The organism is Pseudomonas sp. JZ134 (assembly GCF_051027695.1).
Lineage (GTDB): Bacteria > Pseudomonadota > Gammaproteobacteria > Pseudomonadales > Pseudomonadaceae > Chryseomonas > Chryseomonas luteola.
In genome coordinates, this window is sequence record NZ_CP069250.1 from 3,972,180 (window position 1) to 3,985,584 (window position 13,405).

General features: G+C 59.8%; 15 protein-coding genes. 7 read left to right on the forward strand and 8 right to left on the reverse strand.

Features of this window, described 5'->3' with window-relative positions; genetic code table 11:
- Positions 1-67: 67 nt before the first annotated feature.
- Together JQR86_RS18500 and JQR86_RS18505 are read right to left on the reverse strand one after the other, a co-directional pair.
- Positions 68-814 (reverse strand): LytR/AlgR family response regulator transcription factor, encoded by a 747-nt coding sequence (locus JQR86_RS18500; RefSeq protein ID WP_010796535.1) that lies wholly within the window; start codon positions 812-814, stop codon positions 68-70.
- A gap of 4 nt (positions 815-818) precedes the next feature.
- Positions 819-1,895, reverse strand: coding sequence for a sensor histidine kinase (locus tag JQR86_RS18505; RefSeq protein ID WP_125888131.1), 1,077 nt, complete (start codon positions 1,893-1,895; stop codon positions 819-821).
- Between the two features lie 142 nt (positions 1,896-2,037).
- Between JQR86_RS18505 and argH the strand changes: the two genes are divergently transcribed.
- Positions 2,038-3,432 (forward strand): argininosuccinate lyase, encoded by a 1,395-nt coding sequence (argH, locus tag JQR86_RS18510; RefSeq protein ID WP_434154038.1) that lies wholly within the window; start codon positions 2,038-2,040, stop codon positions 3,430-3,432.
- Positions 3,433-3,474: 42 nt separating this feature from the next.
- Here the strand turns inward: argH and JQR86_RS18515 are convergent, their stop codons facing one another.
- Both JQR86_RS18515 and JQR86_RS18520 read right to left on the reverse strand, forming a co-directional pair.
- Complete coding sequence (locus JQR86_RS18515; RefSeq protein WP_434154039.1) at positions 3,475-4,350, reverse strand: NAD(P)-dependent oxidoreductase; 876 nt, start codon at positions 4,348-4,350, stop codon at positions 3,475-3,477.
- Positions 4,351-4,435: 85 nt separating this feature from the next.
- Positions 4,436-5,104, reverse strand: coding sequence for a glutathione S-transferase family protein (locus tag JQR86_RS18520; RefSeq protein WP_434154040.1), 669 nt, complete (start codon positions 5,102-5,104; stop codon positions 4,436-4,438).
- Positions 5,105-5,273: 169 nt separating this feature from the next.
- On the opposite strand from JQR86_RS18520, the gene JQR86_RS18525 reads away from it, so the two are divergent.
- Both JQR86_RS18525 and JQR86_RS18530 read left to right on the forward strand, forming a co-directional pair.
- Positions 5,274-5,798: a RipA family octameric membrane protein gene (locus JQR86_RS18525; protein WP_125888128.1), complete on the forward strand. Its 525-nt coding sequence runs from the start codon at positions 5,274-5,276 to the stop codon at positions 5,796-5,798.
- A 168-nt stretch (positions 5,799-5,966) separates the two neighbouring features.
- Positions 5,967-6,404 (forward strand): FlxA-like family protein, encoded by a 438-nt coding sequence (locus JQR86_RS18530; protein WP_434154041.1) that lies wholly within the window; start codon positions 5,967-5,969, stop codon positions 6,402-6,404.
- A 3-nt stretch (positions 6,405-6,407) separates the two neighbouring features.
- On the opposite strand, the gene JQR86_RS18535 is transcribed toward JQR86_RS18530, so the two are convergent.
- Entirely contained in the window at positions 6,408-7,394 is a 987-nt protein-coding gene (locus JQR86_RS18535) for a magnesium transporter CorA family protein (RefSeq protein WP_010796528.1), read from the reverse strand.
- A gap of 62 nt (positions 7,395-7,456) precedes the next feature.
- Between JQR86_RS18535 and JQR86_RS18540 the strand changes: the two genes are divergently transcribed.
- Together JQR86_RS18540 and JQR86_RS18545 are read left to right on the forward strand one after the other, a co-directional pair.
- Complete coding sequence (locus tag JQR86_RS18540) at positions 7,457-7,741, forward strand: hypothetical protein (RefSeq protein ID WP_010796527.1); 285 nt, start codon at positions 7,457-7,459, stop codon at positions 7,739-7,741.
- 125 nt (positions 7,742-7,866) lie between these two features.
- Complete coding sequence (locus JQR86_RS18545) at positions 7,867-10,722, forward strand: class I adenylate cyclase (RefSeq protein ID WP_404626742.1); 2,856 nt, start codon at positions 7,867-7,869, stop codon at positions 10,720-10,722.
- Here the strand turns inward: JQR86_RS18545 and rnk are convergent, their stop codons facing one another.
- The 3 genes from rnk to cyaY form a co-directional block, all read right to left on the reverse strand.
- Entirely contained in the window at positions 10,723-11,118 is a 396-nt protein-coding gene (rnk, locus tag JQR86_RS18550) for a nucleoside diphosphate kinase regulator (RefSeq protein ID WP_074821715.1), read from the reverse strand. It abuts the gene before it with no gap.
- Between the two features lie 186 nt (positions 11,119-11,304).
- Entirely contained in the window at positions 11,305-11,532 is a 228-nt protein-coding gene (locus tag JQR86_RS18555) for a DUF1289 domain-containing protein (RefSeq protein ID WP_074821273.1), read from the reverse strand.
- Positions 11,507-11,842, reverse strand: a complete 336-nt coding sequence (gene cyaY, locus JQR86_RS18560) for an iron donor protein CyaY (protein ID WP_010796523.1) — start codon at positions 11,840-11,842, stop codon at positions 11,507-11,509. The genes JQR86_RS18555 and cyaY overlap by 26 nt, the downstream gene beginning before the upstream one ends.
- Positions 11,843-12,017: 175 nt before the next feature.
- On the opposite strand from cyaY, the gene lptM reads away from it, so the two are divergent.
- Together lptM and lysA are read left to right on the forward strand one after the other, a co-directional pair.
- Entirely contained in the window at positions 12,018-12,143 is a 126-nt protein-coding gene (gene lptM, locus JQR86_RS18565; RefSeq protein WP_010796522.1) for an LPS translocon maturation chaperone LptM, read from the forward strand.
- A gap of 14 nt (positions 12,144-12,157) precedes the next feature.
- Complete coding sequence (gene lysA, locus JQR86_RS18570; protein WP_286787255.1) at positions 12,158-13,405, forward strand: diaminopimelate decarboxylase; 1,248 nt, start codon at positions 12,158-12,160, stop codon at positions 13,403-13,405.

Consider the following 13,405-nt stretch of genomic DNA (forward strand, 5'->3'; position numbering starts at 1 on the left):
GCCCTGATAGGCAAGACCAATCGTCCGCGCGCCGTGCGCACAGAACGGCAGGTCCTGCCCCTCAGCGTCACAGGTTCTGCATCAGGCGTCGTACACCGGCTACATGTCGTCGGCTGACCGTCAACGCATCGCCATTGAGCCCTTTCAGATACAGCTGGAAATGGCCCAGCGGCGTACGCTGCAAGCGCTCGATCCGCTCCCGCGCCACCAGGGCATTGCGGTGGATACGGACGAACCGGTCACCGAACTCGTCTTCCAGCGCCTTCAGCGGCTCGTCCAGCAGGACTTCACCGTTGCCGTGACGCAGAGTCACGTATTTGTGATCGGCAATGAAATAAACGACATCGTCCAGCGGAATCAGCTCGATGCCCTTGCGGGTCCGCGCGCTGATATGGCTGCGCGGCCCCGGACCGCCGCTGGACGGCGGCTTGGTCAGTGCAGCCAGCTGAACGCGGTTAGGGCGTTCGGCTTTTTTGAGGGCCTCCTCAAGATCTTCCTGGCGTACCGGCTTGACCAGATACCCCACGGCACTGACCTTGAAGGCCTCCAGTGCAAATTCATCATGGGCGGTTACGAAAATAACCGCAGGCGGTGCTTCTCGCTCGCATAGTCGGGCAGCTACTTGTAGCCCGTCCAGACCTGGCATACGAATATCGAGCAATACGATATCCGGCTTCAGGCTTTCGACCAGGGCCAACGCTTCTTCGCCATTGCTGGCGGAGGGCTCCAAGACTTTATAGCCGTCTAGTTGCCCAACCAGACGGGCCAGACGCTCGCGCGCCAACGGTTCGTCATCGACGATTAGGACGTTCATAGGCTCAGGCTTCCTGCGTGAGTCGCTCGCATGGATAGCGAAGACAGGTTATGTGCCGTTGGTCACGGCGTTCGATTTTGAGACTCGCTCCCGGGCCGAAAAGTGCCGTTAGTCGCGATTCGATATTGGTTAAAGCCTGTTTCGTACCTTTTGGCGGCCGAGGATGTTGCTCGGCCTGCTCATCGAATGGATTGCTCATCGACAATTCGAATATCCCTGCGACATAGGTCGCCTCGACCACTACACATCCACCCTCGATCCGCGGCGCAATCCCGTAAATCAAGGCGTTTTCCAGAAGCGGCTGCAGCGTCAACTGCGGGATCGGCAGATCATCCGGCACACCATCGATGCGCCAGTCGACCTGAAGACGATCTCCCAAGCGTAGCTTCTCGATCTCCAGGTAGCGACGTGACAGCTCCAATTCTTCCGACCAGCGAATCCGTGTTCCAGGCTTGGACAGGCTTGCCCGGAATAGGCTGGACAGGTCTAACACGGCACGTTCAGCCTTGTCGGCATCGATGGCGATCAGGCTGGCAATACTGTTGAGGCTGTTGAACAGAAAATGCGGACGGATACGAGCCTGAAGCGACTCAATCCGGGCCTTGAGTTCGGCCTGCTGCTGGCGCCGCCACTGGCTCTGCAGGTAGAAATACCGCAGCATCAGGGCCGACATGATCAGCGCGATAAGGGCATGCCGCTCATACAGCTTGACCTCTCCGGACTGCTGCATAGGGCCGGCCAGCTCCAGCCAGTCAGCCACGGCGGTGCAGGCCAGGGTCAGCCCCACCACCAGGGCGCAGCAGATAACTCCAGCCAATGCCGGCTTCAGGCGTGCCAGAAAGGGCCGCAAACGGCAGAGAACGGCGGCCGAGAGCAGCACGTTCCATTGCACGAACAGCGAGACCAGTGCCAACCGTACCCAGTTGAAGGACGTGGTCAGGGGATCGGCCAAAACGAGCACCAGGACCAGCAGTTCCGCCAGCACAATCAGGACAAGCAGGGCTTCCGACTCGCATAGCTCCGGTACGAAAAACTCATCGACCGGGGCAGGCCGGCGCTTGGTCAGGTATTTGATAGGCATGGTCAAAGTGTTTACTACTATCCGACGAACGGCAAGGTTGTTTTAAAGTTAACGGGATAACTGTGGTGCACGTTGCACCAGCGCAAGGCTGTTATCATCCCGTCACGTCCATTCACGTTCAGTGCCATTTGCGAGCCCACCAATGAGCAACGAAAAAACCAATCAATCCTGGGGCGGTCGCTTCAGCGAACCCGTCGACGCCTTCGTCGCACGTTTTACCGCTTCGGTCGACTTCGATAAGCGCCTGTACCGACACGACATCATGGGCTCTATCGCTCACGCCACCATGCTGGCCAAAGTGGGTGTATTGACAGATGCCGAACGCGACGCCATCGCAGACGGACTGAACCAGATCCAGCACGAAATCGAGACAGGCCAGTTCGAATGGCGCGTCGATCTCGAAGACGTGCACATGAACATCGAAGCTCGTCTTACTGACCGTATCGGCATCACTGGTAAAAAACTTCACACCGGTCGCAGTCGAAATGATCAAGTCGCGACAGACATTCGGTTGTGGCTACGCGACGAGATCGATGTGATCCTCGCAGAGATCACCCGCTTGCAGCAGGGTCTGCTGGAGCAGGCCGAGCGTGAAGCCGACACCATCATGCCCGGCTTCACACATTTGCAGACCGCGCAGCCCGTGACGTTCGGGCATCACCTGCTGGCCTGGTTCGAGATGCTGTCACGCGACTATGAGCGTCTGGTGGACTGCCGCAAGCGCGTGAACCGCATGCCGCTGGGCAGCGCCGCCCTGGCCGGAACCACGTACCCGATCCAACGCGAGATCACACGTGAGCTGCTGGGCTTCGAGGCCGTTGGCGGCAATTCGCTGGATGGTGTATCCGATCGCGACTTCGCCATCGAATTCTGCTCGGCTGCCTCGCTGGCCATGATGCACCTGTCGCGCTTCTCTGAAGAGCTAGTACTGTGGACGAGCGCCCAGTTCCAGTTCATCGATCTGCCCGACCGCTTCTGCACGGGTTCCTCGATCATGCCGCAAAAGAAAAACCCGGATGTGCCGGAGCTGGTGCGCGGCAAGACGGGCCGTGTATTCGGCGCCCTGACGGGCCTGCTAACGCTGATGAAGGGCCAACCGCTGGCCTACAACAAGGACAACCAGGAAGACAAGGAGCCGCTGTTCGACGCTGCCGACACGCTGCGTGACTCCCTACGCGCCTTTGCTGACATGATCCCGGCCATCAAGCCCAAGCGCGAGATCATGCGCGAAGCGGCCCGCCGCGGCTTCTCCACGGCTACTGACCTTGCGGACTACCTAGTGCGTAAAGGCCTGCCTTTCCGCGACTGTCACGAGATTGTGGGCCATGCCGTGAAGTATGGCGTGGATTCCGGCAAGGATCTGGCCGAGATGAGCCTGGAAGAACTGCGCCGCTTTAGCGACCAGATCGAGCAGGACGTATTTGAAGTCCTCACCCTGGAAGGCTCGGTCAACGCCCGTGACCACATCGGCGGCACCGCACCGGCGCAGGTCCGCGCCGCCGTTCAGCGCGGCCGGGAATTACTGGCGAGCCGGTAAATCGGAACAGGGCGCCATATACGTGATGGCGCCCTGCTCTGCCTATGCCTGCCCGGAGCGCTTGAGCGCACGACCGCCCAATGCAGACCAGTCCAGATGCCCCTCGCCCTGGGCGACGGCTTCCAGCAGGTTATCCCGCAGTACACTGCCAAACGGCAGCGGTACGTTCTTCGCCTGACCGGCACTCAGCGCCAGCCCGACATCCTTCAGGCCAAGGGTCAGCTTGAAGGCAGCCGGCTCGAAGCGCTGCTCGGCAATCATCGCTCCATAGTTCTTGTAAGCCGGTGCCGCAAACAGGGTGTTGGTGAGAATATTCAGCAGATCCGCCGGCTCGACGCCATAACTCTTGGTCAAGGCGGACGCTTCGCCCATCGTCTCGATAGCGCTTGCCAGCATGAAATTACCGGCAATCTTGACGATATTGGCCCGTAGCGGGTCCTCGCCCAGCGGCCATGTCGTTTGGCCCATGGCATCCAACAATGGTTGGACCTTATCCACCGCAGCCTGCGGGCCGGCCACCACAATGTTCAGCTTGCCCGCCACGGCCACATCGGTACGCCCGAAGACCGGCGCGGAGATATAGTCGACGCCTGCCTTTGCATGACGCTCGATCAATTCGGCTACAAAGGCAACCGACAGCGTGGCCATGCTGAGGTGGATCGCCCCCGCGCGGGCACGGTCCAGCGCGCCACTGTCGAGAATGACGGCGCGGCTAGAGGCGTCATCCGCCAGCATGGACACCACCACCTCGGCATCAAATGCGTCCGCGGGCTCGCTGGCGGCCTTGGCACCCTGGCTGACCATTTCCTGAACCGCCTGCTGCGAGCGATTCCAGACCAGGACCTCATGGCCGGCCTTGATCAGGTTGCCGGCCATGCCCTTGCCCATTCCACCCAAACCGATGAATCCGATACGCATGACAATGTCCTCGTTACTGATGGCTAAGTGCTGGATTGACCATCATGCCAGACGAGTGTGCCCTGCGACCGACAAAACGCTTGGGTCAGGCGCTTTCCAGACGCTTGCGAACCATGGCCAGGAAACTGCTCATGGATTGGGCCTTTTCTTCATACAGCCGCTGCACATGGGCGTTCTGCTTCAGGCGATCCAGCAGCGACTGGGCAGCCGGAAAGCCTGCCATCAGGTCAAGACTGAACAATTGCTCGGCAACCCCACGGGCAAGGTCGATGCTGTAGAGAAAGTAGACATCGGCCAGGGTCAGGGTATCGCCTGCCACATAAGGCGAGAACGCCCCCTGCCGCTTGAGCGTGGCGATACCGGACCTTAATTCGTGACGGGCCTTTTCCTTGATGGCTTCGTCGACCTTGGCGCCAAAGAACACTTCCGGGTAACACTGGCGCGCCGGCAGCTCGATATAGAGTTCGATTTCGCGCATGAGAGTACGCACGCGGGCACGCGCGAACGGATCGGTCGGCAACAGCGGCGTTCCCGGTTGGGTTTCCTCGATGTACTCGAGAATCACGCTGGTTTCGCTGATAAAGCCATGTTCGGTTTCCAGCACCGGTATCTTGCCGCAGGGGCTGATCGCAAGAAACTGTTCGTCCTGGCTGGGGAAAACCGTGACGGATTCGAATTCCAGCCCCTTTTCGAGCAACGCAAACTTGACCATGTTGTAGTAGTTGCTGACGGGAAACCCATAGAGCTTGAGCATTCGACATGCCTCCAAGGCATTGGACAGATAAGCCAGATAACCGTAGACGCCCAATGCGTCGGTGAAAAGTTTTTCTTGTACAAGACTTCGCGCGCTGCCTTTGAACCGGAACTCTACACGGTCTTAAAAGCCCTACAAGAGAGCTTTTTTTTGAGCAGGAGCGATCCACATGATGAGCCCTACGGGAGCCGCGCATCCCCGTACGGACAAGGCGGAAACACTCTTTGGCAGCCTCCGGGAGCAGCTTGATTTCTACCGCGCGGAGATCCAGTTCGAGTCGTCGATGTTGTCCAACCGGACCAACGCCTATCTGTCGTCGCAGTCCTTTCTGATGATTGCGTTCGCGTCTTCAATGAGCAATACCAACAGCCAATGGGGCACTCAGTTCACCCTATATGTGCCTACTCTGCTGGCATTGTTGGGGTTGGTGACATCGATCCACGCCTGGCCTGGCATCAAGGCTGCCTTTGATGTAATCGAGCATTGGCACCGCAAACAATGCGAGCTGCTGGACACCCTGAACGAACCCTGTGTAACCCGCGTGACGCCGCTTTACGGCGCAGGAAACGAGCCTCTCAATGGCAGCCGTTACCGAAAATCGCTGCTGTTTTCGCTGCGCTCCCCGCTTATCTTTAGTGTGGTATGGGCGTTTCTGGGTGTGCTGGCGGTCTCGCTGCACCTGCTGTACGGCTAAGTAAAAGGCTACGGATGTGAGCTGCTGATCATCGGTCAGCCTCTACAAACGTTGCCAACAACGCCGTTACGACCGGCGAGTAACGGTTAGCAACCACTCATCACTATTGGATCAACTTCCGCGATAACCAGCCGATGGCATGGCACCCTTTCGAAGAGACAGGATGCCATGTCCACAATAACCGACCGACTCGCCACCTCGCTGAACGTTGCCTTCCAACCGCCATCCACTTCGCCTTCATCTGCCACTTCTGCAGACACTGACACCTCTACGACGTCTGTGGAAAAGAGCGGGAAAACCGATCAAGGCCTGACACTCAAGCATGGGCCTGCTGGTAGTGGTGAGGTTCAAAGCGGCGGCGAGTCCGAGACCACTCTCGAAAAGCTGAAAAAGACCATCAAGGATCTGGAAAAGCAGTTGCAGCAGGCCCAGAAAGAGTTGCAACAAGTCCAAGCCAGCAACGCTTCCGAAGAAGAAAAACAAGTACGGATACAGGCGGTACAAACCCAGATCAGCAGCCTGAGCGCCGCGCTGCAACAGGCCTATGCGGCGCTGCTGCAAGCCACCAGCGGTAGCACAGGCTCCGTTGTCAGCACAACGGCCTGACCCTTACAGCCAGTCGCGGAACTTGAACCAGGCATATGGAATGATGGCCGATACCACCATGGCTACCAAGGCGAGGGGATAACCGAAGTGCCAGCTCAGTTCGGGCATGTTTTCAAAGTTCATCCCGTACACCGTACCGACCAGCGTGGGCGGCAGGAACAGAACGGCAGCAATCGAGAACACCTTGATGATGCCGTTCTGCTCGATATTGATCAGGCCCAGGGTGGCATCGAGTAAAAAGCTGATTTCGTTGTTCATGCGGTTCTGGTAGTCGCCCAGCGAGCGGGAGTCACGCTCGACGGTTTTCATCCAGGCTTTGGCTTCACGACAGATCCACTCGCTGGCGGCTCGGCGCAGGTAGCTGAGCAATCGGTTGATGCCCAGAAGGCTATCGCTCAACCGGGCCAGTAGCAGGCTGCTGCGCCCCAACTGCTTCAGGATGGATTGCAGATCCGACTTGGGTGCCTTGGGGCCTTCGTCATCAGGCTTGGGCTCCCGGAAAATGGCATTGGCCAGCCGGTTATGATGGGCCTGCACCGATTCGAGAATATCGGCAATTCGGTCGACCAGACTGTCGAGCAGCGAGATAAAAATGGTGTCGCTGCGCTTGTGCAGTCCCGGGTGCTGGCTGAGCTTGGTACGAAACGCACGAAACGCTGACAGCTCAGCGTAACGCACCGTTACCAGCCACTCGGGCGTCAAAACAAAGTTGAGCACCGAAGCCGTTGGCTGGTGTTCGCTGAATCCGCTGACGACCGTTGTCGTCATGTGCAGGGCCCGCTCACTCTCGTACAGACGGGACGACTCTTCGATTTCGGCCATCTCTTCCCGGGTCGGAATGTTTACCGCCAGGCTCTTTTCCAGGAACTGCTCTTCCTCATCGGTAGGCGATAAAAGATCGATCCACAAGGCATCCTGAGGGAAAGGCTCGTCAGGCGTGATGGTCTTAGGGGTTAACATACCGTTAACGAGGGTGTAGCAGGTAATCATTGCTGCTTGAACTCCATTATCTGCCAGTGACTGGCATCAACTGTCCTGAGTGAACCAATACCATGTCTGACCATGATGACAACGAAGAATCCTTTGTCGAATCCCATCTGATCTCGGCGATCGAGAACCAGTTGGCGGCCGGCGAACCGCCTTTTACACAGGCCGTCTTCAATAAACTGACCCTGGTAGGGCACGAACGTGAGGAAATCGTCCACCTGATGGCGATCGTGCTGGCCAATGAGATCGAAACCATGATGACCGAAGACCGTCCCTTCGACACGGCCCGCTACGAACAATTGCTGCGGGCGCTGCCGGACCTGCCGGAAACCGGTACGGACGTGGAGTAGCACAGAGCGAACCGCCCACCGGTGGTTTTGGACAGGCGGTAGCGTCCAGCGAGACGAACGCACTGTGAACCAGTCGTACTTTATGGGTACGACTGGTACGCTTGCGGCTTAGCTATGGACCCGTCATGACCCGTTTCCCTGACCTTCAACTGGATGACGACGAGGGCATTGATCGCAAAGCCCTCAAGCAGGTACGCGCGCGCTTTCTGACCATCAACACTGGTCGCCTCGTTCGCGCTCTGGAAGGCCTGCCCAGCCGACAGCAGCCGGTATTGACCCTGCTGCCCCTGTTGCTGCACGTCAATCATCCCATGCTGCCGGGCTATGTCTCGGCCAGTACGCCGGCCGGCCTGACCGGCTTTGAGCCGACGGACGAGCAGCTGGCAGAAGCCCGTCGCCTTACCCGCTCGTTTGCCTATAAGCCCGCCCGCACGCATCGGGACGAGCCGCTGCATGGCCTTTACCTCATGGGCAGCCTGGGCACCCTGACCCAGGCCGACAGCAGCGACCTGGATATCTGGCTCTGCCATGCCCCCGGCATGAGTGCACAGGCGCTCGCCGAGTTGAAGCGCAAGTGCGCCCTGCTTGAAACCTGGGCGGCCTCGCTCAATGCCGAGCTGCATATCTTTCTGATTGACGCCGACCAGTTCAGCCAGGGCCAGCGCCCGGGGCTCCTGACGTCGGACGATTGCGGTACGGCGCAGCACTTTCTGCTACTCGACGAGTTCTATCGCACCGCCATCTGGCTAGGCGGCCGTACGCCGTTATGGTGGCAGGTGCCGGTCGCTCAGGAGGAGAGCGACTACGAAGGCTTTACCCAGCGACTATTGCACCATCGCTTTATCAAGGCGCGCGAGGTACTGGATTTCGGCCATATCGACCACATCCCTCCAGGCGAATACATTGGCGCCGGGCTGTGGCAACTATTCAAAGGGATCAGCTCGCCCTACAAATCAGTCCTGAAACTCATGGTGACCGAGCTGTACGCCTGCGAGCACCCGCACACGGTCACGCTCAGCCGACGCCTCAAACAGCTGGTCCATTCGGGCGTCACGGATCTCGATCAGGTCGATCCCTATAGGCTGGTGTACCAGCGCCTGGAAGAATACCTGCTCCTGCGCGGCGACCTGGATCGGCTTGAACTGGTCCGTCGTTGCCTGTACCTCAAGGTTGGCAAGCCCCTGAGCCGTCCGCCCCGGCAAGGCCGCAAGAGCTGGCAACGTCTGCTGATGGAGAAGCTGACCCAGTCCTGGGGCTGGGATGAGCATATGCTGCGCAAGCTGGACGAGCGCCAGGGCTGGAAGGTAGATGACGTCAGCGCCGAGCGTCGGATTCTGGTCAATGCCCTGACTCACAGCTACCGCTTCCTGGCGCAGTTCGCCCAGCAACAGCAGGTTGAAAGCCACCTCGCCCCGCGCGACCTGAGTATTCTGGGGCGCCGCCTGTATGCGGCGTTCGAGCGCAAGGCCGGCAAAATCGACTTTATCAACCCGGGCATTGCGCCAGACCTGGCCGAGGAGTTCGTTACCCTGGTGCAGGAAGAGCGCCCCTTTGGCGAGCGCCGCCGCCCGTGGTCATTGCACCGTGGCAACCTGACGGCAGAAGAGTGCCATTCGCACTCCCCACTCAAGCGCACCTGGGAACTGGCCGAGCTGCTGGCCTGGTGTCGCTACAACGGCATTATCGACAATGCCACCCGCCTGACCTTGCATGCCGGCGAGAGCGACCTTACCCCGTTCGAACTCAACAACCTGATCCAGAGTTTCCAGCAGAGCTTCAACGACCGACCGGACACCGTACCGGAAGCCGTCCTGCTTCGTCCGGCCGCGCCTCGCGAGGTGTTGCTGCTGATCAACGTAGGGATCGATCCGCTCTACCAGCACAGTCAGCGCAATGTCTACCTCACCAGCGATCGTATCGACGCCCTGGGCTACGCCGGGATGCGTGAGAACCTGGTGCTGACGCTGGACCAGATCACCCTCAACAGCTGGAACGAACTGTACGTCAACCGTTTCGAAGGGGCCAATGCCTTGCTCGACTGCTTATGCGCCTACTTCAACAGCCTGCCCTCTGGCGATCAGGAGTCATTGCCTCGCCTGTCGATACGCAGCTTTTGCCGGAACCGGGCACCGCTGATCGTAGAACGCGTGGAAGCAGTGTTCGACGAAGTCCGCACGGCCATGCTGCGTGAGCACAAGACGCGCTATCTGCTCCAGATCCAGCAGCGTTTCCACATGCTTGAGCTGCGCGAGGGCAAGCTGAGCCATACGCCACTGGCCGACCGGGATTCGTTGCTGCTGCACCTGTCCGCTCCAAAGCAGGAATGGACGCCCCTGAGCCTGGACCCCCATGCGTTGGAGGGTGACGAACTCGGCCTTATCCTACCGCTGGGCCGTACCGGCAGCATTCAAGTGTTTTATCGACAGGAAGGTGAAACGGCACGTGTCTACGTACTGGATGAGCACAACGCCCTCTGGTCACAGCGCTTGCCTTTCCATGATGAGCAGACGCTGCTGGCCCCCCTGCAGCGTTTCCTGCATTCCATTCACCGTCGACAGAGTGCCCAGGTGCCCCTGGAGGCCAGTCGGGTACCGCTGGCTGAGATGCACTATTTCCAGGTCCTGCCCCCAGCACCTCAACGGGCGCGGCATCTGGAGCGGCGACAGATTGATCTGCCCCTGGAAACGGTGCCGTACTATGCGGTTCAGGCCATTGTGACCGCCACCAAGGCCGGGCGCCGTCTGGTAACCCTATATTGCGATCACCGTGAGTTTTCCGAGCTCGACTACGGCCCACGGCTGTACCAGGAGGTGGCACGCCATATCCTGGCGCGCCGCCGTACCGGAGAACGTTATCGCTGCTACCTGACGGATCTGGATCTTCTGCACGTGCCTGGCGAGCCTCGCCCGCACACCCTGGCCTACCTGAGGCTCAAGGCAGAGCTGGAAGAGGCGCTCAACCAGGCATTCATGGCAGTCTGATCAGTAGCCGACTGCCTTGGCCGTCGGCTCCAGCTCCAGTAGCGACAGGTGCAGCGTTTTCCCGCCGGGTGCCGTGCACTCAACGCGCTGACCTACCGTCTGCCCTAGCAGTGCACTGCCCACGGGCGTTAGCACGGATACGGTGCCTTCTTCCCGGGCTTCGTTGGGATACACCAGACGCAGATGGTATTCCTTGCCACTGCCTTCTTCGCGGCAATGCACTTGGGAATGCATGGTTACAACACCTTCCGCCTCATCAGGCGGTACCACCTTGGCGCGCTCCAGCTCCTCTTCGAGCGCCTCGGCAGCCGGGCCGAATTCCTCAAGGCTATCGAGCAGGCGGTCGAGCTGCTGGTAGTCAGTCTGCGTAATGATGGGCTGAGCGATCTGGCGCATGATGCCTCCTTTGGCGGCTGGATGTCGGAAACGCGCTTGCAGCAACGGCTGCAGGCGGCGCTTCGAGGTACTGAACAGCATGTCTCATGCCGAAACGGATGCCGCACGGGCGGCGTTGGGAGTGCAGCCCTTCGGCTGCGGATGGCCTGACCGTAACACAGGGATCAGGGTAGACGGAACCACCGGTCAGCCAGTGTTGGATCGATGGTCCCTGCGCGCCTGTGCGGTCAGAATGATGGCCCGACGCGCTTCGGCTGACGCTTCGCCCCAGGCCAGAATCTCATCCAGCGTGCGACCGCAGCCCAGGCAGATATCGTGATCGTCCAGGCAACAGCGCCGAACGCAGGGCGAGGCCACCGATTCAGCGTCCTCCCCTGATAACGAGAGATCAGAGCTGGCTGAAATCGAGCTCATCGCCCGTCTGCTCACGAATAACACGGGTCAGCAGTTCGCCCAGCGGCTCCTGGGTGCTGTCGCAGATCCACTGGTTGCCCGCCTCGTCATAATCGAAGTGATAGCCGCCTGAGCGGGCCGCCACCCAGAGCTGCCGTAGCGGAGGCTGACGACTCAGAATGACCTGACTGCCGTTTTCCAGGCGAATCGTGAGGACACCGGCGCTGTTCTCCAGATCCAGGTCCAGATCGCTGTCGTCGAGGATGTCTTCGACCGCCTGCTGGGTAGTATCGACAAGATCGTGGAAGCGGGCTTCGCTCAGACTGCTCATGGGATTCCTTGAATCGGTATTGAAAAGACCTCGACGTTACCCCGGAGACCGCCCCTCGTCCAGTCGCAAAGACGGCTGCACCGCCCAGGCCTGTCAGGCACGCGCGGCGTTACATAGGCAAGGGGGCAGGTGCCGGGTATACTCCGGGTCAATCATGCTTTTCAAAGGATTCGCCATGAAGCGCCTTTCCCTTGCTCTAATTGCTTTCGCATGCCTGCTGGCAGGCTGCGGCCAAAAAGGTGACCTGTACCTTCCGGACGATGAAAAAGCGGCTCACGAGCATCGCCACGACACGTTCTGACCAGGGAGCCTTCCATGGAGTCATTTACATCCCGCGCAGGTAGTCTGCATGCGGAAGGTGTGCCGCTGAGCGCTATTGCAGAGCGCTTCGGCACGCCCACTTACGTGTATTCCCGGGCACACATCGAGGGCCAGTACCGCGCCTATACCGATGCGCTGGCCGGGCTGCCTCATCTCGTCTGCTTTGCTGTCAAGGCCAACTCCAACCTGGGCGTTCTCAACGTCCTGGCGCGGATGGGTGCAGGGTTCGACATTGTGTCCCGTGGCGAGCTGGAGCGTGTACTGGCCGCTGGCGGCGAAGCCGCCAAGGTGGTGTTCTCCGGGGTCGGCAAGACCCGAGACGACATGCGCCGCGCGCTGGAAGTCGGCGTGCACTGCTTCAATGTGGAGTCCCGGGTGGAGCTTGAGCGCCTGCAGGAAGTCGCCGCCGAAATGGGCCGCAAGGCACCCGTCTCGCTGCGGGTGAATCCTGATGTGGATGCCGGTACCCACCCGTACATCTCCACCGGCCTCAAGGAAAACAAGTTTGGTATCGATATCGCCGAGGCCGAGGCCGTATACGCTCGCGCAGCGGAGCTGCCAAACCTTCAGATCATCGGAGTGGACTGCCACATCGGCTCCCAGCTCACCACGCTCGAGCCGTTCATCGATGCGCTGGATCGTTTGCTGGCACTGATTGACCGCTTGGCCGAGCGTGGTATCACGATCCGTCACCTGGACCTCGGAGGCGGCCTGGGCGTGCGTTACCGCAACGAGGAGCCGCCTCTGGCGAGCGATTACATCAAGGCGATCCGCGAGCGCATTGCCGGACGGAATATTGCTCTGGTTTTCGAGCCCGGCCGCTTCATCGTGGCCAATGCCGGCGTGCTGCTTACGCGTGTGGAATACCTCAAGCACACAGAGCACAAAGACTTCGCCATTATCGATGCAGCCATGAACGACCTGATCCGCCCGGCCTTGTATGAAGCCTGGATGGACGTCGTGCCCGTGACGCCTCGCGATGGCGAGACCCGTGCCTATGATCTGGTCGGCCCGATCTGCGAGACCGGCGACTTCCTGGCCAAAGGCCGGGATCTGGCGCTGGCCGAAGGTGATCTGCTGGCAGTCTGCTCTGCAGGCGCTTATGGCTTTACCATGAGTTCGAATTACAACAGTCGCGGTCGTGCGGCTGAGGTGCTGGTAGATGGCGAGCAGGCCTTCGAGGTGCGCCGCCGTGAGACGGTCGAGGAACTCTATGCAGGCGAAAGCCGGCTACCGGAGTGA